The 19,772-nt window shown below is 72.3% G+C and carries 19 protein-coding genes; 5 read left to right on the top strand and 14 right to left on the bottom strand.

From position 1 onward, the window contains the following. Nucleotides 1–104: 104 nt before the first annotated feature. The 3 genes from IPT68_RS26545 to IPT68_RS26535 all read right to left on the bottom strand — a co-directional run bounded on the left by IPT68_RS26545 (nt 105) and on the right by IPT68_RS26535 (nt 1,778). Nucleotides 105–536: an SMI1/KNR4 family protein gene (locus IPT68_RS26545; RefSeq protein ID WP_189700838.1), complete on the bottom strand. Its 432-nt coding sequence runs from the start codon at nt 534–536 to the stop codon at nt 105–107. 193 nt (nt 537–729) lie between these two features. Continuing rightward, nucleotides 730–951: a hypothetical protein gene (locus tag IPT68_RS26540; protein WP_189700887.1), complete on the bottom strand. Its 222-nt coding sequence runs from the start codon at nt 949–951 to the stop codon at nt 730–732. Nucleotides 952–1,148: 197 nt separating this feature from the next. Then, nucleotides 1,149–1,778, bottom strand: coding sequence for an SMI1/KNR4 family protein (locus IPT68_RS26535; protein ID WP_189700839.1), 630 nt, complete (start codon nt 1,776–1,778; stop codon nt 1,149–1,151). Between the two features lie 110 nt (nt 1,779–1,888). Between IPT68_RS26535 and IPT68_RS26530 the strand changes: the two genes are divergently transcribed. Together IPT68_RS26530 and IPT68_RS26525 are read left to right on the top strand one after the other, a co-directional pair. Next, nucleotides 1,889–2,356: a hypothetical protein gene (locus IPT68_RS26530; RefSeq protein ID WP_189700840.1), complete on the top strand. Its 468-nt coding sequence runs from the start codon at nt 1,889–1,891 to the stop codon at nt 2,354–2,356. An 82-nt stretch (nt 2,357–2,438) separates the two neighbouring features. Next, entirely contained in the window at nt 2,439–2,834 is a 396-nt protein-coding gene (locus tag IPT68_RS26525) for a winged helix-turn-helix transcriptional regulator (RefSeq protein ID WP_189700841.1), read from the top strand. Here IPT68_RS26525 and mutM read toward each other — a convergent pair. The 8 genes from mutM to recG form a co-directional block, all read right to left on the bottom strand. Continuing rightward, nucleotides 2,807–3,667, bottom strand: coding sequence for a bifunctional DNA-formamidopyrimidine glycosylase/DNA-(apurinic or apyrimidinic site) lyase (gene mutM / locus IPT68_RS26520; protein WP_189700842.1), 861 nt, complete (start codon nt 3,665–3,667; stop codon nt 2,807–2,809). The two genes, IPT68_RS26525 and mutM, sit on opposite strands and share 28 nt — an antisense overlap. 170 nt (nt 3,668–3,837) lie before the next feature. Continuing rightward, nucleotides 3,838–4,773 carry a ribonuclease III gene (gene rnc / locus IPT68_RS26515; RefSeq protein ID WP_189700888.1) on the bottom strand — a complete coding sequence of 312 codons (936 nt, stop codon included), beginning with the start codon at nt 4,771–4,773 and terminating at the stop codon, nt 3,838–3,840. A 19-nt stretch (nt 4,774–4,792) separates the two neighbouring features. Further along, nucleotides 4,793–4,966 carry a 50S ribosomal protein L32 gene (gene rpmF / locus IPT68_RS26510; RefSeq protein ID WP_003951102.1) on the bottom strand — a complete coding sequence of 58 codons (174 nt, stop codon included), beginning with the start codon at nt 4,964–4,966 and terminating at the stop codon, nt 4,793–4,795. Between the two features lie 2 nt (nt 4,967–4,968). Beyond that, complete coding sequence (locus IPT68_RS26505; RefSeq protein ID WP_189700843.1) at nt 4,969–5,613, bottom strand: YceD family protein; 645 nt, start codon at nt 5,611–5,613, stop codon at nt 4,969–4,971. Nucleotides 5,614–5,741: 128 nt separating this feature from the next. Beyond that, nucleotides 5,742–6,773, bottom strand: a complete 1,032-nt coding sequence (locus IPT68_RS26500; RefSeq protein ID WP_189700844.1) for an ATP synthase F0 subunit B — start codon at nt 6,771–6,773, stop codon at nt 5,742–5,744. 73 nt (nt 6,774–6,846) lie between these two features. Next, a complete protein-coding gene (gene coaD, locus IPT68_RS26495) occupies nt 6,847–7,326 on the bottom strand; it encodes a pantetheine-phosphate adenylyltransferase (protein ID WP_228039914.1) in 480 nt (159 codons plus the stop codon). Nucleotides 7,327–7,352: 26 nt separating this feature from the next. Further along, nucleotides 7,353–7,940 (bottom strand): 16S rRNA (guanine(966)-N(2))-methyltransferase RsmD, encoded by a 588-nt coding sequence (gene rsmD / locus IPT68_RS26490; protein ID WP_189700846.1) that lies wholly within the window; start codon nt 7,938–7,940, stop codon nt 7,353–7,355. Nucleotides 7,941–8,110: 170 nt separating this feature from the next. Further along, complete coding sequence (recG, locus tag IPT68_RS26485) at nt 8,111–10,315, bottom strand: ATP-dependent DNA helicase RecG (RefSeq protein WP_189700847.1); 2,205 nt, start codon at nt 10,313–10,315, stop codon at nt 8,111–8,113. Nucleotides 10,316–10,503: 188 nt separating this feature from the next. Between recG and IPT68_RS26480 the strand changes: the two genes are divergently transcribed. Continuing rightward, a complete protein-coding gene (locus IPT68_RS26480; RefSeq protein WP_189700889.1) occupies nt 10,504–12,348 on the top strand; it encodes an HSP90 family protein in 1,845 nt (614 codons plus the stop codon). Beyond that, the gene (locus IPT68_RS26475) at nt 12,345–15,347 is read left to right on the top strand and encodes a tetratricopeptide repeat protein (protein WP_189700848.1); all 3,003 of its coding nucleotides are present in this window, start codon (nt 12,345–12,347) and stop codon (nt 15,345–15,347) included. Before IPT68_RS26480 ends, IPT68_RS26475 begins: the two co-directional genes overlap by 4 nt. Before the next feature lie 19 nt (nt 15,348–15,366). Here IPT68_RS26475 and IPT68_RS26470 read toward each other — a convergent pair whose 3' ends face one another. Then, nucleotides 15,367–17,226, bottom strand: coding sequence for a DAK2 domain-containing protein (locus IPT68_RS26470; protein ID WP_189700849.1), 1,860 nt, complete (start codon nt 17,224–17,226; stop codon nt 15,367–15,369). 267 nt (nt 17,227–17,493) lie between these two features. On the opposite strand from IPT68_RS26470, the gene rpmB reads away from it, so the two are divergent. After that, nucleotides 17,494–17,679 (top strand): 50S ribosomal protein L28, encoded by a 186-nt coding sequence (gene rpmB / locus IPT68_RS26465; RefSeq protein WP_003993230.1) that lies wholly within the window; start codon nt 17,494–17,496, stop codon nt 17,677–17,679. Nucleotides 17,680–17,777: 98 nt separating this feature from the next. Here the strand turns inward: rpmB and thiD are convergent, their stop codons facing one another. Both thiD and IPT68_RS26455 read right to left on the bottom strand, forming a co-directional pair. Beyond that, nucleotides 17,778–18,569, bottom strand: coding sequence for a bifunctional hydroxymethylpyrimidine kinase/phosphomethylpyrimidine kinase (gene thiD / locus IPT68_RS26460; protein ID WP_189700850.1), 792 nt, complete (start codon nt 18,567–18,569; stop codon nt 17,778–17,780). Beyond that, nucleotides 18,566–19,531, bottom strand: a complete 966-nt coding sequence (locus tag IPT68_RS26455) for a thiamine-phosphate kinase (RefSeq protein WP_189700851.1) — start codon at nt 19,529–19,531, stop codon at nt 18,566–18,568. The genes thiD and IPT68_RS26455 overlap by 4 nt, the downstream gene beginning before the upstream one ends. Nucleotides 19,532–19,772 lie beyond the last annotated feature (241 nt).

Below are 19,772 nucleotides of genomic sequence, written 5' to 3'. Positions count from 1 at the left end.
CCGATCGTGCTCCGGACCAGGTCAGGGAGTTGCTAGGTCAGCCGCCATCTGCATACGACCTCTTCCAAACGGGGGACCTAGAGGCCGGCACGCCCTTCAAGCGGCTACCGCCACCAGTCGCCGTCGCTCGTGAGGGAGCGGCGCAGGTAGTCCTCCAGCTCGCGTGCCACCCACAGTCGGCTGTCGTTCTCGTGGTCCCAGACGAAGATGTCCGGACGCTCGGGCGTGAGCACGAAGGCGAACTGGTCGCCCCCACCGTTGTCGCCGAAGAACAGCAGCGGATCGAAGGGCATGTGCAAGCCCGGGAACGCATCGGGGGACCAGAACAGCAGGTTCTGCCCCACGATCCGATCCAGGGACCACACGACGTCAGTCCCGTACTCGTCGACCATCCCGTCGGTCTCCATCAGCAGAGCAGTCAGCTGCGGCGGCAAACTCCGGCCGAGGCGCCGTTCTGCCTCGGCCAGAGCAGTCGCGTCGATGGGAGCGCTGAACTCAACGTCGGACGAGACTTCGGCAGCGGTCGCTTTCCACATGGGCGCAGCTTAGGTGGAGGGGCTGACAGCCCGGAGGACAGGTGCTGTACAGCAGCGGAGTACAGCAACCACGGTGACCGCAGCCGGCCGATGACGCACCTGCGGAGCCGCGTGGCCAGCCGGGCAGACCTCAGCGACCGCCCCGCCCGCAGTTCGCATCGGCTCGGCTGCGTCGACCACCAGGACGACGCAGTCATGCGAACGGCGACAAGCCTTTGCTGTCAAGGTGAGCGAGCAACGAATCAAGGCACGCGTCGGCCGTACCCAGGTCCGCACGGAAGAACGAGTCCTCACCAAGCGGCCCTCCACTGACAATGACCATCCATGCCTTCCTGTGCTCGGTCATGCGATCACCGTCGGCCTTGAACACGGTCGTGACTCCCCGCTCGGCCAGCCACTCCATCAGCTCAAGCATGTCCACTGGCACCCCTCCGTGGAGATCATCCCCCAGCCAGAGTCTCGGGCCGTCGCCGGGCCGTGCGAGGGCGCGCAAGGGCGACCAACGCTGACAACCGTTGACGGCACAACCGCAGGCCACAGCGATGATCGCTTACAAAGACGCACGTCAGAGTGACGCCCTCGCACTTGTTCGGCTACTGAGACAGCGGCACGTCACCGGTCACTGCGCGGCGGTGTGAGGTCCCAGGACAGCCTCCGCTTCTCGTCCACCACCGGCGTGTAGCCGTTGAGGGGCTGGGAGGTTTCGAGAGACGTGGCGATCGCCTCCATGAGCGCCGGCAGGGACGTCCACGTCTCGTGTGGGACGCGCCTGATGCCTTCCACGGCCTCGGCCTCGTGGACGCGACCCCGGTCGATCTCGGGACGGTGGTCCAGTACGAGGTGCCCCCCGCCGACGTCCCGCGCTATGGGGATCAACTGCGGATGGCCGTACAGGATGCCGCTGACCCCGACCTTCATGAAGTCGTGGTCCGTCTCCTCTCCTTGCTCGTCCGCCGTGCGCTTGTCGTGGAAGGCGGTGAGGAGTTGCCAGGCAGCCGCTGTCTCGCGTGCACTCATCGGTCTGTAGAACCCCGGCAGCAGCGAGCCCTTCTGGTCGAGGAGACCGTCGTGCCGCAGTAGCGACTTCACCAAGGGCCTCAGCAACGGCCGGCCGATGACGCGCTCGGTCGCGGCGATGTCCGCCGGATCCGCGGGCGGCGCCAGCGCGGCATGGGTCGCCGGGGCGTGCTCGGCCAGCCAGTTCTCGATGCGCGTCCACGACTCACTGATCGGTGCGGTCATGGGGTGGCATCCTGCCACCAGGTGCTGACAACCTCCGGGAGACGGCTACTGAGGCAGCCGCGGGCCAGGACGCGAGCGACGGCGGCCCCGGTACCGGTGGGGAGCAGCGCATGGGTGAGGGCATCGGGCGACGGCGGTTCGAGGTCGGTGACGTCCTGCTGGTCAGTTGTCCGCCGGCCCTCGCACGGATCGCCGAGGTGACCCCGTCCGAGGTCTCGGTCGCCTGGCCGTGGCAACGGATCGATCCGGACTCCGAGATCCGGTGGAACGGCCTCAGAGCGATTCCACGGGTCGCGCGTCGCGGTGAATGGGGCGGCCTGTTCCAGGTGGAGCCGCACGCGGGTCGCCTGGAGGCCGGCGGGTCGTGCCTGGTCGGCATACCCGAGACGCTCGTGCGGATCATCGACATCGGGCGCTTCGACCCACCCGCGGACGTGGGCTGGCTGCCACGGCCCCACACCATGCTGATCGTGTTGCCGCTCGATCATCCTCGCGACCCTCACGCCGAGGAAGACGGCGACACCATCGACCTCGAGTCCGCGGCCCCCGTCAGGATCGAGCTCGTGGCACGCGACTGACTCGACCACGGCATCGGCCAGGGCACTTACCGCCGGTCAGCGCAACCTGCCAGTCGGCGCTGTCCGCGCGTACGCTGGGGCCATGACCGTCGAGCGCGCACCGGAGCAGGACCTGCCGTACGACGTGTTCTCCAAGGCCTGCCCCTCGCGCGGCACGCTGGAGCACGTCACGGGCCGTTGGGGCGCGCTGACCCTCGGCGCGCTGCACGAGGGCTCGCTGCGGTTCAACGAGCTGCGCCGCCGCGTCGACGGGGTGAGCGAGAAGATGCTCTCCCAGACCCTGCACGCCCTGGAGCGCGACGGCCTGGTGCTGCGCGAGGCCCAGCCGACCAACCCGCCCCGCGTGGACTACGAGCTGACGCCCCTCGGACACGAGGTGGCCGAGCGCCTGCTGGCCCTCATCCGGCATCTGGAAGGCCGGATGGACGACGTCCTCGCCGCCCGCGAGCGTTACGACGAGATCCGCGGCGGCCGCTGACACTTCGGACAGTAGTAGCTGGACCGGTTCATCCACGGGCGCCGCCGCATCGCCGTGCCGCACCTCCGGCACGGCAGGCCTTCCCGTCCGTACGCGTCCAGCGAGCGGTCGAAGTAGCCCGACTCCCCGTTGACGTTGACGTACAGGCTGTCGAAGCTGGTGCCGCCGACCGACAGGGCCGCGTTCAGTACGTCCCTGATGTTGCGGAGGAGTTCGACCGTGCGGGGGCGGGTGAAGGTGGAGGTCGGGCGGTCGTAGTGCAGACGGGTGCGCCACAGCGCCTCGTCGGCGTAGATGTTGCCGACGCCGCTGACCAACGACTGGTCCAGCAGGGCGCGCTTGATGGTGGTGCGCTTGCGGCGCAGCGCCTGGTGGAAGGCCTCGTCGTCGAACAGGGGGTCGAGAGGGTCGCGGGCGATGTGGGCGATGACGTCGGGCAGGCCCTCGGGGGCGGTGTCGTGCAACGACAGACCGCCGAAGGTCCGCTGGTCGACGAAGCGCAGCTCGGTGCCGAGGGCGTCGGCGAACCGGACACGGATGCGCAGGTGCTTCTCGTCGGGCGCCGCGTGCGGCTGCACCAGGAGCTGGCCGCTCATGCCGAGGTGCGCCAGGATCGCCTGGCCGGTGTCCTCCAGCGGCAGCCACAGGTACTTGCCGCGCCGGCTGGGGGTGCCGACGCGGTGGCCCTTCAGGCGGTGCGCGAAGTCGTCGGCGCCGGCCAGGTGACGCCGTACGGCGCGCGGGTGCAGCACCTCGACGTCGGTGACCGTCCGGTGGGCGACCCACTGCTCCAGTCCGCGCCGGACGACCTCCACCTCGGGCAACTCGGGCATCGTGACTCCCCCGTCCAAACCGTCGTACGAGCCGAGCGCCCGCCCCGGGGCTGGGGCGGGCGCTCGGGTGTGCCGTTCTGTCGCGTTCGTGCCGTCGCGCCGACCGCGGCCGGCGTTCCGGCGGAGGCCGGGTGGCCTCGCCGGAGCCGTCGGCGTCGTACCGGGGCCGGTCAGCCCGACGCCGAAGCGGCGTCCGTGCTGCCATCGTCCGCGGTGGTGCCGGCGGCGGGGGCTTCGGGGGCCAGGTCGGCCGGGGCCGTCCTGGGTGCCTCGACGACTCTCGCCGCGGTGGGCGCGGAGCCGTCCAGCGGGACCGCCTCCACGGCCGGGCCGACGCCCGTGGCCGCGGCGGCCTTGGCGCGCTCGTCCGCTGCCGCGCGGATGGACCGCCAGGCGGACTCGGCGGCCTGCTGCTCCGCCTCCTTCTTGCTGCGGCCGGTGCCGGTGCCGTACGAGACGCCTCCGACGCGGGCGGCAGCAGTGAAGGTCTTCTCGTGGTCGGGGCCGGTCTCCGTGACCAGGTACTCGGGGACGCCGAGCCCTTCGGTCGCGGTGAGCTCCTGGAGGGACGTCTTCCAGTCCAGGCCGGCTCCGAGATTCGAGGACTTCTCGATCAGCGGGTCGAACAGGCGGTGCACCAGCTCCGCCGCCGAGTCCAGGCCCTGGTCGAGATAGACCGCGCCGATCACCGCTTCCAGGGTGTCGGCGAGGATGGATGCCTTGTCCCTGCCGCCCGTGCCCTCTTCACCGCGGCCGAGCCGGATGAAGGAGCCGAGGTCGAGCGTCCGCCCCACGTCCGCCAGCGCACGTGAGTTCACCACCGCGGCCCGCAGCTTGGCCAGCTGGCCTTCGGGCAGGTCGGGGTGGGTGCGGTACAGCGTGTCCGTGACGACGAGACCGAGCACCGAGTCCCCCAGGAACTCCAGCCGCTCGTTCGTCGGCAGACCGCCGTTCTCGTACGCGTACGACCGATGGGTCAGCGCTCGCACCAGAAGGGCGGACTCGACCTTGTAGCCGAGCCGCCCTTCCAGAAGCGTGTGGGACGAGGCCTGGTTGTCCGGTCCACTCCCGCTCGCGCGGGAAGACTGCTTCTTCGGCGTGGACACAGTGCCTCTCACCAGCCGCTCAGACCTCGAGGACCTGGCGCTTGTTGTAGGTGCCGCAAGACGGGCACGCGATGTGCTGCTGCTTGGGCTCGTGGCAGCGCTCGCACGCAACCAGGGTGGGGACCGCAGCCTTCCACTGCGACCGGCGGTGGCGCGTGTTGCTGCGCGACATCTTCCGCTTCGGAACAGCCACGGCTACTTCTCCTGCTTCTCGTCGACGCCCGCATCGGCGCCGCTCATCTCGTCCTTATCGCCGTCTTCGAGTGAACCGGCGAGTCCCTGCAATGCCGCCCAACGGATGTCGACGGCGTCGTGGTGGTGGTCCGGGTCGTCCGCGAGCCGTGCTCCGCACTCGGAGCACAGGCCGGGGCAGTCGTCCTGGCACACCGGCTGCATCGGCAGTGCGAGCACCACCGCATCGCGCAGCACGGGTTCGAGGTCGAACAGGCCGTCCTCGAGAAAGAGCCTGTCCTCGTCTTCCTCGGCGTCGTCGGCCGGTTCCGCTTTCACACGGCCCCGGTCATCGGCGTCAGGGTACGAGAACATCTCCTGGAAGTCCGCTTCGAGCTCCAGCTCGACCGGCTCCAGACACCTTACGCACTCCCCCTCGGCCCGCGCACGGGCGGTGCCTGTGACGAGCACACCTTCCATGACGGACTCCAGACGGAGTTCGAGCTCCACCGGCGCGCCTTCCGGCACTCCGATGACGTCCTTCAGACCGAGGTCCCTGGGGGCGTCGACCGTGCGGGTCAGGCGCTGCAGCGCACCGGGCCGCCGCCCCAGCTCGTGCGTGTCGAACACGAGAGGGTTGCGGTGGTCGAGGCGGGCGTTCAGAGCCATTCCTGCTTTCGATCTTGTGAGCTCGGGGACGCCGCCCTTCGGTGTTCCCGGGCAGCGCTGATCGCGGACGTACGCGCGACCGAACAGCCAGGATACTGGACCTTTCGCTGACGGCCCAATCGGCTGCGTCAGCCGTTGCCGCGGCCCTGCTCGTACGCCCGCAACTGCTCCGCGCTGATCATGCTGGTGTCGAAGAGGCTGGTCTCGTCGAGCGCCTGGGGCTGCTGGTAGCCGGCGTGGCCCTGGCCCTGGTGCGGGTCGTAGGCGGGCTGCTGCGGGTACGCCACGTAGGGGTCGGCCTGCTGGTAGCCGTACGCGTCCTGCTGAGCGTACTGCTGCTGGTAGCCGTAGGGGTCCTGCTGAGGCTGCTGGTAGGCGTAGGCGTCCTGGGTGGCGTACGACTGCTGGGACGGCACCGTCGGCGGCTGCGCGGGCTCGGCCGGGGTCTCGGCCATGGCGGCGAGGTCGGCGAGGTAGTCGGCGTCGCTGCTGTGCTGGACCGTCGTCGTGTCGAGGGCGCCGAGGTCGTCGGTGGCGGTCCGTCCGTGCAGCTTCTGCCGGCCGCGGCCGACCGCGTCCAGGGTCGTGGCGAGGACCGCCTCGAAGGCGCCGAGCTTGGCGTCCACGTACTCGTCGGCGGTGCGGCGCAGCGTCTCCGGGTCGTGGCTGCGTTCGGGGGCGTCCTCGTCCTCGTACCCCTGCTCGTCCAGGCCGGGGCCGGTGCCGAGCAGCTTCTCGCGGCCGCGGCCGACGGAGCCGAGGGTCTTGGTGAGGACGACCTCGAAGTTGGCGAGCTTGGAGTCGACGTAGTCGTCGGCCTCGGCTCGGATGTCCTCGGCCTCCTTGCGGGCCTCGGCGAGGATCCGCTCGGCCTCGGCCTGGGAGCGGCGGGCGACCTCGGTGTCGGAGATCAGCGAGCCGCGCTCGGCGTGGGCGCCCTGGATGATCCGCTCGGCCTCCTGGCGGGCCTGCTCGACCATCTGCTGGCGGTCGCCGATCAACTCCTGGGCCTGGGCGAGGGAGTCGGGCAGGGCCGCACGCACCTCTTCCAGCAGGGCGAGCAGGTCGGCGCGGTTGACCACGCACGAGGCCGACATGGGCATGCCCCGGGCAGTGGAGACCGCCGCGACGATCTCGTCGAGCTTCTTCTGTACGTCCACCGGTTGCTCGCCACTCTCTACAGCTGTGTTGGAGACGGACGGGACGACTGTAGCCCGTTGAGGTGCAGACCGTTCAGGCTTGTCGCAGACGCTTGTTGAGAGCATCCAGGACAGCCGGCGGCACCAGGTGGGAAACGTCGCCGCCCCACTGCGCGACCTCCTTGACCAGGGAGGACGACAGGAAGCTGTAGGTGGGGTTGGTCGGCACGAAGAGGGTCTCCACGCCGGAGAGGCCGTTGTTCATCTGGGCCATCTGCAGCTCGTAGTCGAAGTCGCTGACCGCGCGCAGACCCTTGACGATGGCCGGGATGTCGCGCTGCTTGCAGAAGTCGACGAGCAGGCCGTGGAAGGCCTCGACCCGGACGTTGCCGTACTCGGCGGTGACCTCGCGGATCAGCTCGATCCGCTCGTCGATCTCGAAGAGACCCTTCTTGGACTTGTTGATCATCACCGCGACGTAGACCTCGTCGTAGAGGCGGGAGGCGCGGGCGATGATGTCCAGGTGTCCGTTGGTGATCGGGTCGAACGACCCGGGACAGACGGCTCGGCGCACGTGAGATCCCTCGCTCTCAGGTCCGGTCATGGTGCGTCTTCGCACGTGGAGGCGGCGCGACCGTACCAAAACGTTCCCTCGCCGTACCGACGGGTACGAAGCGCCTCGAAGCCCTCCGGCCACCGGAATTCGCCGCCTCTGGTGCTGCGCTCCACGGTGACGAGGGCTTCTTCGGCCAGCCACCCCTCCGTGCGGAGTGTGAGCAGGATCTCGCGAAGATCGTGGTCCGTGACCGCGTACGGCGGGTCGAGGAAGACGATGTCGTACGGCTCGCCCGACGGTGAGGTGCGGACGATCTGTTCCGCTTTGCCCGATCTGACCTCGGCGCCGGGAAGCCCGATGTTCTTGACGTTGTCGCGGATCGTGCGGGCGGCCCGGGAGTCGGCCTCGACCAGGAGGGTGTGGGCGGCGCCGCGGGAGAGGGCCTCCAGGCCCACGGCGCCGGAGCCGGCGTAGAGGTCCAGTACGCGTTCGCCGGCCAGGGGGCCGCCGAGGAGGGACTGCCAGGTGGAGAAGAGGGCCTCGCGGGCACGGTCGGAGGTGGGGCGGGTGCCGGTGCCCGGCGGGACGGCCAGGCGGCGTCCGCCGGCTGCGCCGGCGATCACGCGGGTCATCTTCGGTCCTCGGGAGTGGGTGCGTGTACGGGTTCAGTTTGGCAGGCGGAGGGGGTGGGGTGCCTATCGCCGTGGGGGGATTCGTGGTGGGGCTGCTGCGGGTTCGCTGTGGCTTCTCGCGCAGTTCCCCGCGCCACCGAGGGCGCTGTCCCGGTCGGCGACGACAAGGATCACCCCTTTTCCAAGTACTGCTCCCTCTCCTCGTCCAACAGGGCGTCCAGGGCGGTGCGCAGGCCCGGCAGCGCGATCAGCTCGGGGTCGGCGGCGACCACCCTGGCGGCCTCCTCCCGGGCCTCGGCGATGATCTCCTCGTCCTCGATGACGGCGAGCACCCGCAGGCTGGTTCGGGCGCCGGACTGGGCCTGGCCGAGGACGTCGCCCTCGCGCCGCTGTTCGAGGTCGATCCGGGAGAGCTCGAAGCCGTCGAGCGTGGCCGCCACCGCGTTCAGCCGCTGCCGGGCGGCGCTCGCCTCGGGCATCTCGGTGACCAGCAGGCACAGGCCGGGCGCCGAGCCACGGCCGACGCGGCCGCGCAACTGGTGGAGCTGGGAGACGCCGAAGCGGTCGGCGTCCATGATCACCATCGCGGTGGCGTTCGGCACGTTCACGCCGACCTCGATGACCGTGGTGGCCACCAGGACGTCCGTGTCACCGGCGGCGAACCGGCGCATGACGGCGTCCTTGTCGTCGGGGTGCATCCGGCCGTGCAGGGCCTCGACGGTCAGCCCTTGGAGAGGGCCCTTGGCGAGCTGGTCGGCCACGTCGAGGACGGCCACCGGAGGGCGCTTGTCGGCCTCGTCCTCGGGCGCCTTCTTCTTCGCGGCCTTGGGATCGTCCTCCTCGTCGCCGATGCGCGGGCAGACGACGTACGCCTGGTGGCCCTGGGAGACCTCCTCGCGCACCCGCTCCCAGGTCCGGGCCAGGAAGTGCGGCTTGTCGGCGGCGGGGACGACATGGCTGGCGATCGGGGAGCGGCCGGCCGGGAGCTGGTCCAGGACCGAGGTCTCCAGGTCGCCGAAGACGGTCATGGCGACCGTGCGCGGAATCGGCGTGGCGGTCATGACGAGCAGGTGCGGCGGCTGCTTGCCCTTGCCGCGCAGCGCGTCGCGCTGCTCGACGCCGAAGCGGTGCTGCTCGTCGACGACGACCAGGCCGAGGTCGTGGAACTGCACCCGGTCCTCGATGAGCGCGTGCGTGCCGATGACGATGCCGGCCTCGCCGGTGGCCAGGTCGAGCAGGGCCTGACGGCGGGCGGCGGCGCCCATGGAGCCGGTGAGCAGCACCACCTTGGTGGCGTGCTCGGCGCCGCCGAGCATCCCGCCCTCGGCCAGCTCGCCCATCATCTCCACGACCGAGCGGTGGTGCTGCTGGGCGAGCACCTCGGTGGGCGCGAGCATCGCGGCCTGCCCGCCGGCGTCGACCACGGCGAGCATGGCGCGCAGCGCCACCAGCGTCTTTCCCGAGCCGACCTCGCCCTGGAGCAGCCGGTGCATCGGGTGGTCGGTGGCCAGGTCGGCGAAGATCTCCTCGGAGACCTTCCGCTGGCCCTCGGTGAGGGTGAACGGCAGCCGGTCGTCGAAGGCGGCGAGGAGGCCGTCCGGCCCGGGCCTGCGCGGTACCGCCGGGAGCTGGGCGTCGGCGTGCCGGCGGCGGGCGAGGGCGACCTGGAGGACGAAGGCCTCGTCCCACTTCAGCCGGTCGCGGGCGGCGGCGATGTCGGCCTTGGTGTGCGGGCGGTGGATCTTCAGCAGGGCCTCGGGGAGGGAGACCAGGCCGCGGCCCTCGCGCAGGGGGTCCGGGAGCGGGTCGACGGCTTCCTGGGCGCTGGGCAGGACCGTCTGGACGGCCTTGCCGATCTTCCAGGACTCCAGCTTGGCGGTGGCGGGGTAGAGCGGGATGAGGGCGCCCGCCCAGCTGTCGACGGCCTCCTCGGCGTCCCCCTTCAGCAACTCGTACGCCGGGTGGGCCAGTTGCAGCCGGCGGTTGAAGACCGAGACCTTGCCGGCGAACATCGCGCGGGTGCCCGGCAGCAGTTCCTTGTGGGGTTTGTGCACGCCGTTGCCGAAGAAGACCAGTTGGAGCCGGCCGCTGCCGTCGGTGATCGTCACCTCCAGCCGCTGGCCCTTGCCGCGGGGCGCCTTGGCGGAGGCGAAGCTGTGCAGGCGGGCGTCGGCGACCTGGGCGACGACCGTGACGTGCTCGTCCATGGGGAGGTCGGCGAGGTGGGTGAGCTGGCCCCGCTCCTCGTATCTGCGCGGGTAGTGGTGCAGGAGGTCGCCGACGGTGTGCAGGCCGAGATGCTCGGCCATCACCTTCGCGGTGGCGGGGCCGAGCACCTTCTTGAGTGGTTCGTCCAGTGCGGGCACGAGATCCATTGCACACCACGGCACTGACAAACGGCGCGGGTGCCCGGCGGCAGATCCGTATACGTCTTGGGAAACCCCTGGTCAGACGGTTCGCTCGGGCTCTAGGATGACGCGCTCCGGCCATCCTTTCGCGGTCACCGCCTCACCGGGACCGCCCGACCCCGCGCCGACGCGTTACCCCCACCGGCGCCGTGACGATGGACTCCCAGACCTCACAGGCATCCCAGGCCTCCCCTTCACCTCATACGTTCCAGGTCGACCTGCGTGGCTTGGTGGACCTGCTCTCCCATCACCTCTACTCCAGCCCCAAGGTCTACCTCCGCGAACTGCTGCAGAACGCGGTCGACGCCATCACCGCCCGGCGGGCGGAGGAGCCCGGCGCCCCGGCGCGGGTGCGGCTGTACGCCGGGGAGGGCACCCTGCGGGTGGAGGACTCCGGCGTCGGGCTCACCGAGTCCGACGTGCACAACCTGCTGGCGACCATCGGGCGCAGCTCCAAGCGGACCGACGGACTCCACGAGGCCCGCTCGGAGTTCCTCGGGCAGTTCGGCATCGGCCTGCTGGCCTGTTTCGTGGTGGCCGAGCGGATCCGGGTCGTCAGCCGCAGCGCCCGTACGCCGGATGCGCGGCCCGTGGAGTGGACCGCGGCGGACGACGGCTCGTACACCGTGCGGACCCTGCCGGACGCGGCGCGTCCCGAGCCGGGCACCACCGTGTACCTGGAGGCGCGGGCGGGCGCCGGTGAGTGGCTCACCGAGGAGCGGGTGCTCGCGCTGGCGCGGGACTTCGGCTCGCTGCTGCCCTACGACGTGCGGGTGGGCGACGAGGAGGTCACCGACCTCCCGGCGCCCTGGGACCGGCCCTACCCCTCCCCCGCCACCCGACGGGTGGCCCTCGCCCGGCACTGTCAGAAGCTGTTCGGCTTCACCCCGCTGGACTCCATCGAGCTGAACGTGCCGCTCGCCGGCATCCGCGGGGTGGCGTACGTCCTGCCCTCCGCGGTCAGCCCGACGCAGCGCGCGCGGCATCGCGTCCACCTCAAGGGCATGCTGCTGACCGAGCGGGCCGAACAGCTGCTCCCCGACTGGGCGTTCTTCGTGCGCTGTGTGCTCGACACCGACAGCCTGCGGCCCACGGCGTCACGCGAGTCGCTGTACGAGGACGAGACCCTGGCGGCCGTTCGGGACGCGCTGGGCGAGAGGATCCGGTCCTGGCTCACCGCTCTCGCCGCCGGCGACCCGGAGCGGCTGGCGGCCTTCCTCGCGGTGCACCACCTGGGGGTGAAGTCCCTGGCACGCCACGACAGGGAGATGCTGCGCACGATGCTGCCGTGGCTGCCGTTCGAGACGACGGACGGGCAGCTGTCGCTGGAGGAGTTCGCGCTGCGCCACCCGGTGGTGCACTTCACGCGCACGGTCGAGGAGTACCGGCAGGTCGCCCCGATCGCGTCCGCGCAGGGCGTCGGGGTCGTCAACGGCGGCTACACGTACGACAGCGAGCTGGTCGAGGCGCTGCCGTCGGTGCGGCCGGGCACGGTCGTCGCCGAGCTGGACGCGGACACCGTGACCGCCCACCTGGACGCCGTCGACCCCGCCGAGGAGCTGGCCCTGGCGGGCTTCCTGGCGGCCGCGCGGGCCACGCTGGACCCGTTGGGCTGCGACGTGGTCCTGCGGGCCTTCCACCCGCTGTCCGTGCCCGCGCTGCACCTGGACGACCGGGCGGCCCGGCACGAGCAGGCCCGGGCGGCGGCCGAGGAGGAGGCCGACGACCTGTGGGCGGGCATCCTCGGCTCGCTGCGCGGCAGCGCCCCCCGCGCGCGTCTGGTGCTCAACCACCTCAACCCGCTCATACGCAAAGTCAGTTCACTGAACGACCCGGAACTCGTCGGCACCGCCACGGAGTCGCTGTACGGCCAGGCCCTGCTGATGGCGCAGCGTCCGCTGCGGCCCGCCGACTCCGCGCTGCTCAACCGGGCGTTCATCGGCCTGCTGGAATGGGCCACCCACAGCGACTCCGACTCTCCGGGGGACGGTCACCGATGAGTGAGATCACGGACTTCGACGCGCTGCGCCGGGCGATGGCGGAGAACTCCGAGCAGCCGGAGGGACCCGCCCGCAACGCGCGCGCGGAGCAGTTGCTCGCCCAGGCCGAGCGGCTGGACATCCCGCTCGCCGTGATCGAGGCGCTCGGACACCAGCTCAAGGTCTACAACTACAGCTCCGAGAAGGACAAGATGTTCGTCCCCTTCGCGCGCCTGCTGCGCATGTGGGATGAGCACCCCGAGGACTTCGACGAGTACGAGGCGCACTCGCTGCACTGGGTCTTCAAGTGGATGTCGGCCGGGATGCTGGACCAGCCGCACATCCCGCTGGCCTCCATCGAGAAGTGGCTGGGCGAGATGGAGCACCGCTACCGCCTCGCCGGGCACTCCGAACGGGCCGTGCGCAGCGCCGAGTTCAGCGTGGCCGCGCACATAGGGGACCTGGAGCGGGCGGAGCGGGCGTACGCGGCGTGGCTGGCGGCCGACCGGGACCGCATGGCCGACTGCCACGCGTGCGAACTGCACGGGCAGGGCCGGTGGCAGGCCCAGCGCGGCCGGGACGCCGAGGCCCTCGCACTGTGGGCGCCGGTCCTGGACGGGGAGTACGCGTGCGCCCACGAGCCGCACACCGTCCTGGCGTCCTCCCTGGCGCCCCTGCTGCGGCTGGGCCGCACCGACCAGGCGCGCGCCCACCATCTGCGGGGCTTCCGGCTCGTGCGGGCCATGGAGAGCATGCGCGGCGCCTACGCGGACCACGTCGAGTTCTGCGCGCTCACCGGCAACGAGGCGCGCGGTCTAGAGCTGCTGGCCGAGCGGCCGGCGTACTTCACCGACACCGGGCACCCGCGCAGCCAGATGGACTTCATGAGCACGGTGACCCTGCTCATGGACCGGCTGACCGAGCTGGGCCTCGGCGACCAGTCGGTGCCGGGCCCGGCGGGCCGGACGTGGACCGCGCGCGAACTCGGCGCCCACGCGCGCGGGCAGGCCCTCGCCCTGGCGGCGCGGTTCGACCGGCGCAACGGCACGCGGCACGTCAGCGAACGGGTGACCGCGCGCATGGCGCAGCGTCCGCTGGTGGAGCGGCTCCCCCTGGGAGTGCGCTCGGAACGGCTCGGGCGCACCGGGCGTCCGGTCGCCCCGGCCGCCGTGACGCCCGCGTCCGCCGCGACGGGAACGGACCTGGCCGCCTCCCCGTCCGCCGCGACCGGACCGGAGCCCGACCTGGCCGCGCTGCTGGCCGAGGCGCGTCGCCTGTCGGACACCCTGCGGCCGAACGCCGTCGAGGCCTGGGCGGCCGTCGCGCGGGCCGCGGAGGGCGCCGAGCTGGACGCCCGTGACCGCGCGGAGATCGCCGACCACGAGGCGATGGACCTGGGCCCCGCGGGCGCCGAGCTCTTCGAACGCGCCGCCGAGCTGTACGCCGAGGCGGGCGACCCGGGCGAGGCCCTGGCGGCACGCGCGCGTGCGGCGTACGTCCGCGCACTCGGCGGTCACGTGAACGAGGCCGTCGAGGCGGTCGCCGGGCCCTACGACGAGGTTTTGGCGCTCTACGCCGAGGACGGCACCGGCGTACGACAGACCGCGTCGGTGCTCATGGGCCGGGCACGGATCCTGATGCGGCGGGTGCACGAGGCCGGCGACCCGGACGCCGACGGCGCCTCGCCGGAGACCGCGCCGGCGGAGGCCGAGGCCGCTGTGCGGGAGGTCCTGGCGCTCGTCGGGGGCCGCACCGGGGACGACGTCCGGCTCGCCTCACGGGCGGCCGAGGCACGCGCGATGCTCGCCGAGCTGGCCGTGCACCACGGGGACGTCGAGAAGGCCGCGGACCTGTTCGCGCGAGCCGCGGCGGCGTACGTCGACGCGGGCCTGCCGTGGTTCGCGGTGGAGTACGAGGCGCGGCTGGCCGGCCTCGCCCAGCACCTCGGAGACTCCGCGGAGGCCGAGCGGGCGCTGAAGGCGGCCCTGGAGCACGGCGGACCGCATCTGGAGGCCACCGGGCGGGCCCAGCTGCACCTTCAGTTGGCCGAGGTCCTCGGCGGCCGGGGCGAGTCCGCGGAGGCCGCCGAGCACGCCCTGGACGCCGCCCACTGGGCCGACGAGGCGGGCGAGGGCCCGACCTTCGGCGTGTGGGCGCGGCATCTGCTCGGCGGGTTCCTGCTGCGGCAGGGGCGGTGGGCCGAGGCCGCGGAGGTGCTGGAGTCGGCGCTGCCCGACCTGAGCGCCGAAACCCACGGCGACGGCGCGATCGTCCAGACCCAGTGGTGGCTCGGCGACTGCCTCAGCGAGCTCGGCGAGCACCGCGCCGCGGCCGAACGCCGTCTGCAGGCCGCCGAGATCGCCCGGCACTGGCCCGAGCAGCACGACCACGCCACCCTCGCCCACCTCGCCGCCGAGTCCCTGGGGCAGGCAGGGCTGCCGACGGAGGCGGACCGGGCGTACGCGCGTGCGGGCGAGCTGTGGCGCTCCCTGGGCAACGTCCACGGCCTCGTCCGCGCCCTGCGTGCCCGCGCGTGGCTGGCGCTGCGCACCGACGACGGCACGGAGGCCGCGCGGCAGTTGATGGCGGACGCCGTCCACGCGTGCGTCAGCGCCCTGAACACCGCGGCCGACGAGGAGTCGCGGGAACGGCTCACCGCGGAACTGGGACACACGCACCGCCAGTTCGGCGACCTGCTCGCCCGCTCGTCGGCCGAGGACGCCGAGGACGGCTCGATCCGGGCCACCTTCGAGGAGGCGCTGACCGAGGTGGAGGAGGCCGTCTCCGTGTTCGCCTCCCTCGGGGCCGACGCCCGGCACGCCCGCACCGGCGCGGAACTCGCCGCGGGGTGGCTGGCGGCCGACCTGGGCCGCAGCACCGAGGCGGCCGCACGCGCGCGTGCGGTGCTTCAGGAGTACGCCGACGCGACCGAGGACGACGCCGCCGCGCGGGAGCGGCGGGCCGAGGCCGAGCAGATGCTGCGGATGGTGCGGGAGGGACGGGAAGAGGAGGACTGCTGAGAATCGGCGCCGTTCCCGCTCACTCCACGCCGATGAGCAGCAACGCCCCCTGCCGCCCGCCCCGGTACACCACCGTGTCGACGGCGAGGTAGGCCTCCCGCACCCTGGCCTCCATGTGCTCGGCGACGGACTCCGGCGCCTCGTCGCCGAGCACGAGGGTCACCAGCTCCCCTCCGCCCGCGAGCATCCGGTCCAGCACGGTCCCGGCGACGGACGTGACGTCCGTCCCGATCACGGCCACGTCCCCGTCGATGAGCCCGAGGACGTCACCGGCCTGGCAGATGCCGGCCATGGTCCAGGCCTGGCGTTCGGCGAGGGCGACCTCGCCGCAGCGCGTCGCGCCCGCCGCCGAGGTCATGGAGACGACGTCCTCGTCGAAGCGGCGCTCGGGCTCGTGCACGGCGAGCGCGGCGATGCCCTGGACCGCGGAGCGGGTGGGGATCAGGGACACCCGGATGCCCTCCGCACGGACCTGCTCGACCGCCGCGGCGGCGGTGTGCCGCAGGTCGGGGTCGTTGGGCAGCAGGACGACCTCGTGCGCGTGGGCCCGCCGCAGCGCCTCGACGAGCTCCCCGCTCGCGGGCGGCTCCCCCGGACGCGCCAGCACGGTCAGGGCGCCCGCCTCGGCGTACAGCCCGGCCAGCCCCTCACCGGGCACGACGGCCACCACGGCCCGCTGGAGGCGTTCCACGGGGCGCCCGTCCCCGCGTACCGTGTGCACGTCGCCGGCACCGAAGTGCGTGATCCTGATCCGGTACGGCCGTCCGGCCTCGACGCCCGCCTCCACGGCGGCGCCGGCGTCGTTCACGTGGACATGCACGTTCCACAGCCCGTCGCCGCCGACCACCACGAGCGAGTCCCCGAGGGCGTCGAGCCGCTCCCGCAGCCGGGCCACGGCGAGGTCCTCGGCCTCCAGGAGATAGATCACCTCGTAGGCCGGGCCGCCGTCCTCGACGCCGTCCGCGCAGCGCGTCGCACCGTCGGGGTCCTGCGTGGCACCGTCCGCGAAACGCGCAGAGCCGTCCGCAGCCGGCCTCGCGCGGTCCACGCCCTGCCCAGCGCCGTCCCCGCCAGACGCCGCGCCGTCCACTGCCCACGCCGCGCCGTCCACGCCCCGCCTCGCGCCGTCGCCGCAAGGGGTCGCGCCGTCCGCGCCCTCCCCGGCGTGCGGCGCCCGCACGCGTGCGTGCCGTGCGTCGGCCGCAGCCGCCCCCGGCGTCTCCCCCGTGAGCGTCTCCACCAGTGCCGCCAGCACCACCACCAGGCCCCACCCCCCGGCGTCGACCACCCCGGCACGCTTCAGGACGGCCAGCTGTGCCGGGGTCGCGGCGAGCGCCGCCCGTGCCCCTTCGTAGGCGGCGCGCGCGACCGTCCCGCAGTCGCCCTCGGCCCCGTCGGCCGCGTCGGCGGCGGCCGAGGCGACCGACAGGACCGTGCCCTCCACGGGACGCGCCACGGCCTGGCGGGCGGCGTCCGCCGCGCGGCGCAGCGCGAGCCGCAGGCCCGCTCCGTCGGTGTGAGCGTCCTCATCCTCGGCGGTGAGGACCTGCGCCATGCCGCGCAGCAGCTGCGCCAGGATCGTCCCGGAGTTGCCCCGTGCCCCGATCAGCGCCCCGTGGGCCATCGCCCGCACGGCCTCGGCCGGCGAGGGACGCCCGGGGCTGGACGCGTCGACCTCGTGGGCGGCGAAGACCGCCTCGACGGAGGCCGCCGCCGACTCGACGGTCAGGTACAGGTTCGTGCCCGTGTCCCCGTCCGCGACCGGGTACACGTTGATCGCGTCGATCTCCTCGCGCGCGCGTCCGAGCGCCTCCAGCGCGAGACCGCACCAGGTGCGCACCGCGAGAGCATCGAAGAATGTCTGCGGCACCTGCGCCACCTGTGCCTCCTCGGACTGCTGGACGTTCGACGCAGCGTAGCCCCGGGGCCGGTGCCCGCCGGAAGAGGGCGGGGGCGGGGCCCTGACCGGCCATGGTAATTTCGTTGTACGGACGCAGCCGTTGTATGCTGCTCCGGTTGCCCGATCCGATCGGGCCATTCCCCTGGCAACGCCACTGAGATCGCAGACCACTCGCAAGAGCCTGTGATCTTGATCCCGGCATGCCGGGATCAACCGTAAGTGCATCTGAAGTCTTTGGAGTGACCCGTGGCTGCCAACTGCGACGTCTGCGGCAAGGGGCCGGGCTTCGGCAACAACATCTCGCACTCGCACCGCCGTACGTCCCGCCGCTGGAACCCGAACATCCAGCGTGTGCGTACCGTGGTCGGCGGGACGCCGAAGCGCGTGAACGCCTGCACCTCGTGCATCAAGGCCGGCAAGGTCTCGCGCTGACGCTCCGCTGAGCGCGCGGCCACTGCTGGTTCGCCGCACTGAGCCGGTCCACCCTGGGTGGACCGGCTTTTTGCCGTGCCCGACGTCCGTGTCAGGTCTCAGGTCCGGAACCGCCACCCGTGGTCGACGGGCCCGATCCCGCCGCCCAGCGCGAACCCGGCCGCGATCGCCCCGGTGACGTACTCCTTCGCCGCCCGTACCGCCTCCGGCACGGTCAGCCCCTTGGCCAGCCCGGACGCGATCGCCGAGGCCAGCGTGCAGCCGGTCCCGTGCGTGTGCCGGTTGTCGTGGCGGGGGGCGCGCAGCCAGTGTTCCTCGGAACCGTCGGTGAGCAAGTCCACCGCGTCCCCCGGCAGATGGCCGCCCTTGATCACGACCCAGCGCGGCCCGTACGCCAGCAGGGCGGCGGCCGCCTCGCGCATCCCGTCCTCGGACTCGACCCGCAGCCCGGTCAGTTGCGCGACCTCGTCCAGGTTCGGCGTGACCACGGTCGCGGCCGGCAGCAGCCTCGTGCGCACCGAGTCCAGCGCGGAGGGCGCCAACAGCGAGTCGCCGTGCTTGGAGACGCCCACCGGGTCGACGACGGCGGGCGCATCCGTCCCGGTGATCAAGTCGGCCACTGCCTCGACCAGTTCCGCCGAGGCCAGCATCCCGGTCTTCACGGCCTGGACGCCGATGTCGTCGACGACACTGCGGTACTGGGCCCGCACGGCCTCCACGGGCAGCTCCCAGGCGCCCTGCACGCCGAGGGAGTTCTGCGCGGTCACCGCGGTGATCACGCTCATGCCGTGTACGCCGAGCGCGAGCATCGTCTTCAGGTCGGCCTGGACGCCCGCGCCCCCGCCGGAGTCGGACCCGGCGACGGTCAGCACCCTGGGTGGCGCGCTCATGACTCCATGCCTCCGAAGTGGTCCCAGCCGCCCTTGGTGGTCCAGGGTGCTCCGTCGACGGTCACCTGGGGCAACGCCGATGGGTTGAGCACCTCGCCGATCACCTTCCAGCGGGCGGGCAGCTTCACGTCCGGCGGGAAGGTCGCGACGATCGCGTGGTCCTCTCCCCCGGTCAGCACCCACTGCAGGGGGTCGACGCCCACCGCCTGCCCGATGTCGTGCATCTGCGAGGGGATGTCGATCGCGCCGGAACGGACGTCTATCCGGACCTTGCTGGCCTCCGCGATGTGCCCGAGGTCGGCGATCAGCCCGTCGCTGACGTCGCACATCGCCGTGGCACCCAGCCCCGCCGCCGCCGGACCCGCGTGGTACGGCGGCTCGGGGCGCCGATGGGCCTCGACGAAGGCGCGCGGCGAGCGGAACCCGCGCGAGAGCACCGCGTAGCCGGCCGCGGACCAGCCCAGCCAGCCGGTCACCGCGACGAGGTCTCCGGGCTGCGCGCCGGCCCGCGTCACGGGCTCCTGGTTGCGCAGATCGCCGAGTGCGGTGATCGACAGCGTGATGGTGTCCCCCCGTACGACGTCACCGCCGACCACGGACGCGCCCGCCACCTGGCACTCGTCGCGCAGCCCGTCCATCAGCTCGGTCGGCCAGGTGACCGGGAGGTCGGCCGGCACGACCAGGCCGAGCAGCAGCGCGGTCGGCACGGCGCCCATGGCGGCGATGTCCGCGAGGTTCTGCGCGGCCGCCTTGCGCCCGACGTCGTACGCCGTGGACCAGTCCCGGCGGAAGTGCCGGCCCTCCAGCAGGATGTCGGTGCTGGCGACAACCCGTCGGTCCGGCGCGGCGACCACCGCGGCGTCGTCGCCCGGTCCGACCCGCACCGCCGGGGTGGTGGTGAGACGGGAGGTGAGCTCCCTGATGAGCCCGAACTCCCCGAGCTCACCAACAGTGCCCTTCATTGCCCTTGCACCCCTTCTGTCCCTGTGCGTGCCCGGTCGCGGGTCATCAGTGTCCTGGATACGGTCGAAGTGACCGCAGACCGGTCCCCCATGACCGCGAACGCGGTCGCCGTGTCCGTCAACATCCGTCGTGCCTGCGCCCCGGCACGCGTGGCCCGGATACCGCGGGTCTCCCCGCGGCGAGCGGCGACGCGATACCGTGGCGTTCCTTTTCCCCACATGATCCTCGTGGCCGCCCTGG

It is taken from the genome of Streptomyces chromofuscus, from assembly GCF_015160875.1.
Taxonomy (GTDB): Bacteria; Actinomycetota; Actinomycetes; order Streptomycetales; family Streptomycetaceae; genus Streptomyces; species Streptomyces chromofuscus.
Note: the sequence above shows the minus strand (reverse complement) of the source record. Positions and strands in the feature narration are given on the sequence as shown.

Excerpts from the sequence above, each read along its gene's own strand:
- IPT68_RS26475 (WP_189700848.1), top strand. The coding sequence starts at position 12,345 with ATGAGTGAGATCACGGACTTCGACGCGCTGCGCCGGGCGATGGCGGAG.
- rsmD (WP_189700846.1), bottom strand. The coding sequence starts at position 7,940 with ATGACCCGCGTGATCGCCGGCGCAGCCGGCGGACGCCGCCTGGCCGTC.
- IPT68_RS26535 (WP_189700839.1), bottom strand. The coding sequence starts at position 1,778 with ATGACCGCACCGATCAGTGAGTCGTGGACGCGCATCGAGAACTGGCTG.
- mutM (WP_189700842.1), bottom strand. The coding sequence starts at position 3,667 with ATGCCCGAGTTGCCCGAGGTGGAGGTCGTCCGGCGCGGACTGGAGCAG.
- IPT68_RS26525 (WP_189700841.1), top strand. The coding sequence starts at position 2,439 with ATGACCGTCGAGCGCGCACCGGAGCAGGACCTGCCGTACGACGTGTTC.
- IPT68_RS26505 (WP_189700843.1), bottom strand. The coding sequence starts at position 5,613 with ATGGCTCTGAACGCCCGCCTCGACCACCGCAACCCTCTCGTGTTCGAC.
- IPT68_RS26540 (WP_189700887.1), bottom strand. The coding sequence starts at position 951 with ATGCTTGAGCTGATGGAGTGGCTGGCCGAGCGGGGAGTCACGACCGTG.
- IPT68_RS26480 (WP_189700889.1), top strand. The coding sequence starts at position 10,504 with ATGGACTCCCAGACCTCACAGGCATCCCAGGCCTCCCCTTCACCTCAT.
- IPT68_RS26530 (WP_189700840.1), top strand. The coding sequence starts at position 1,889 with ATGGGTGAGGGCATCGGGCGACGGCGGTTCGAGGTCGGTGACGTCCTG.
- IPT68_RS26545 (WP_189700838.1), bottom strand. The coding sequence starts at position 536 with ATGTGGAAAGCGACCGCTGCCGAAGTCTCGTCCGACGTTGAGTTCAGC.
- IPT68_RS26455 (WP_189700851.1), bottom strand. The coding sequence starts at position 19,531 with ATGAAGGGCACTGTTGGTGAGCTCGGGGAGTTCGGGCTCATCAGGGAG.
- recG (WP_189700847.1), bottom strand. The coding sequence starts at position 10,315 with ATGGATCTCGTGCCCGCACTGGACGAACCACTCAAGAAGGTGCTCGGC.
- thiD (WP_189700850.1), bottom strand. The coding sequence starts at position 18,569 with ATGAGCGCGCCACCCAGGGTGCTGACCGTCGCCGGGTCCGACTCCGGC.